The organism is Amycolatopsis jejuensis (assembly GCF_000717335.1).
Taxonomy (GTDB): domain Bacteria; phylum Actinomycetota; class Actinomycetes; order Mycobacteriales; family Pseudonocardiaceae; genus Amycolatopsis; species Amycolatopsis jejuensis.
On sequence record NZ_JNYZ01000074.1, the window covers coordinates 1 to 2905 of the forward strand.

The 2905-nt window shown below is 69.5% G+C and carries 2 protein-coding genes; both read right to left on the reverse strand.

Annotated elements, in window-relative coordinates:
- Positions 1-589 precede the first annotated feature (589 nt).
- The gene (locus OO71_RS45730) at positions 590-2050 is read right to left on the reverse strand and encodes an MFS transporter (protein ID WP_033296401.1); all 1461 of its coding nucleotides are present in this window, start codon (positions 2048-2050) and stop codon (positions 590-592) included.
- On the reverse strand, positions 2050-2905 hold an 856-nt coding region (locus tag OO71_RS45735; protein ID WP_033296402.1), incomplete at its 5' end, for an OB-fold nucleic acid binding domain-containing protein. The genes OO71_RS45735 and OO71_RS45730, both read right to left, overlap by 1 nt.

Here is a 2905-nt window from a genome sequence, read left to right on the forward strand (position 1 = left end):
GGGGGGGGGGGGGCGGGAATGGCGGGAGGGGGAACAGGCGGCGTGGAAACCGCCGACGGCGGTGGCGCGGGCAACGCGGCTGGAGTCAGACCAGCCAACCGCCAGACGCACGTCGGGGCAGGCACCAGCACCAGGCACCAGGCACCAGGCACCAGGCACCAGGCAAGAATGCGCCGAGGCGGCAAAACCAACGCACCAAACCAAGAATGCACTGAGGCGGGCCCGGTTCCCCCTCGTCCGGGCCCGCCTCTGCGCCTTCGCTCGCACTTGGTGGCTGCTCCGGGCAGTGTTCCCGGCGGTCGCCGTACGGTCCCCCGCGGACGCCGACGAATCCTGTGCCTGGGATGCGACCCTGGGTGTCCATTCCCCGGAAACTCCGGACTCCCTGGCCGCTCGACCGGTCGACCCATCCCCGGTCGACCGAGCGAATTACCACTGTAGGTAGCCAAAGTGACGTTCTGAAGGCTCCATAAGGTCTACCCGGTTGCTCTGAGTAGCACCAGAGCCAAACGTCGCGTGTCACTCGGATGGAGCAACCACTTGGTGGCGGAAAGTAGTTCACCGATCGTGGAACGTGAGAGTGGCGGGGTCACGTTCGGTGGATGTCTGCGGCGGAGCGGGCGGCTCGCTGGTCCTCGGTGAGGACTGCGCGGCGACGGCGGGCGCGGAGTTCCAGGGTCGCCAGGGCGAGGGCGACCACCGTGGCGGCGGCGGCGCACGACATTGCGGCGGTGAGGGCCGTCCGGTGGCCCGACGAGGCAACCACCGATTCGAACACCGACGCCAGCACAGCCGTGCCGATTGCGGTGCCGATGCGCTGACCGGTCTGCAGCGCACCCCCGGCGACGCCGGCCAGGTGGTTGGGTACGCATTCGAGTGTGAGCGTCGTGTTCGGGGAGATCACCATGCCGCCGCCGATGCCGCCGATCAGCAGCGGGCCGGCCACCGCGAAACCGGCCGCGGACGGCGGGACCAGCTGCACGACCAGCGCCACCGACAGGAGAGCCAGCACGACAATGCCCAGGCCGGCGACGGTGAGCCGTCGGCCGAAGCGGCTCACGAAGCGGCCGGCGACGGCAGCCGACACCGCCGAGCCCAGCGCGAACGGCGTGACCGAAAGCCCCGACTGCAGTGGCGTGTACCCCAGCCCTTGCTGGAAGAACAGCGCGAACACCAGCCAGATCCCGGCGAACCCGCAGAAGTACAGCGCACCGACCGCCGCGCCGCTCGCGTATCCCGGGGTGGTGGTGAAGAGGCCGATGTCCAGCAGCGGCGCACGCCCTCGGCTCGCCACCCGCCGTTCCCACCACACGAATGCCGCACCGAACACGACCGCAACGACGAACAGCCACCACAGCCTGCCCCGCTCGGACTGCACCAGCGGCAGCAGTACCCCGAGCACCGCGACCGCGAGCAGGACGATCCCGGCGAAGTCGATTTCGGTGCGCAGCCGGATCTTCCGGCGGTCCGTGGCCGGGACCAGCTTCATCGCGAGCCCGAACGCGAGCGCCCCGATGGGCACGTTGACGTAGAACACCCAGCGCCAGCCGTCCGGGTCGCCGAACAGCGCGAGAATTACGCCGCCGAGCACCGGTCCGACCGCGGTGGAGATGCCGACCACCGCGCCGAAGAGGCCGAAAGCGCGGCCGCGTTCGGCGCCGTGGAACAGGTCCTGGATCAGGCCGCTGTTCTGCGGGGTCAGCATGCCTGCGGCACAGCCCTGGGCGAGCCGCGCGGCGACGAGCGTGGCCGGGTCCGGGGCCGCACCGGCGAGTGCGCTCGTCGCGACGAACGCGGCCAGCGCGACCAGGAACATCCGCCGCCTGCCGAGCGCGTCGCCGAGCCGTCCGCCGGTGACCAGGACCAGGCCGAACGTGAGCGCGTAGCCCGACACCACCCACTGGATGGTGCTCGCGCCGGTGTTCAGGTCACGCTGGATCGAGGGCAGCGCCGTGTTGACGATGCTGACGTCCAGCAACGTCATGAACCCGGCCGTGAGCGTGACCGCGAGCGCCCGCCAGCGGCGTGGATCCGGCCCGGCGGCCGTCATCAGGTGTTCGCGGTGATCCCAGGGATGCCCTTGAGCTCACCGATGAGCATCGAGCTGACCTTCACCGGGTAATCGTAAAGCGCGAAAACCGTCTGGTTCTTGCCGACGAGCTTCAGGTGCACCGGCGTCTCGCCCTTGTGCGCGAGCAGCGTGGACTTCAGCTCGCTGACCACCGACTGGTCGATCTTCTCCGCAGCGGCAAGCAGCACCAGCGGCGGTTCCTCGTCGCCGTTGCCGATCTCCGACAGGTCCAGCGGCACGAGCCCGCCGCCGAAGATCGACATCTTGTCCTCGCGCCAGTTGACCCGGCCCTTGACCAGCACCGCGTTGTCCTCGATGAGGTCCGCGGCGAACATCGAGTACGCCTTGGCGAAGAACAGCACCTCGATCGCGGCGTCCATGTCCTCGACCGTGCAGATCGCCCAGGGTTCGCCCTTCTTGTTGACCCGCCGCTCGAGCGAGGTGAGCAGGCCGGAGATGACGACCTCGCCCTCCTTCGGCGGATCGGCCAGCAGCGCGGCGATCGGCTTCGGCGCGTGTTTGCGCAGGATGCGTTCGGCCCCGTCGAGCGGATGCGCCGACACGTAGAGGCCCAGCATCTCGCGTTCGTAGGCGAGCAGCTGCTTGCGCGGGTACTCCTCCTCGCCGAACTTGAGGTGCGCGAGCGGCGAAGACGACGGCGCGGCCTCGCCCGAGTCCCCGTCGTCGGCGCCGAACGAGCCGAAGAGGTCGAACTGGCCCATGGCTTCCTGGCGCTTGAGCGGCACCACGGCCTCGACCGCGTCCTCGTGCACCTGGATCATCGACAGCCGCGTGTGCCCCATCGAATCGAACGCGCCCGCCTTGATCAGCGAC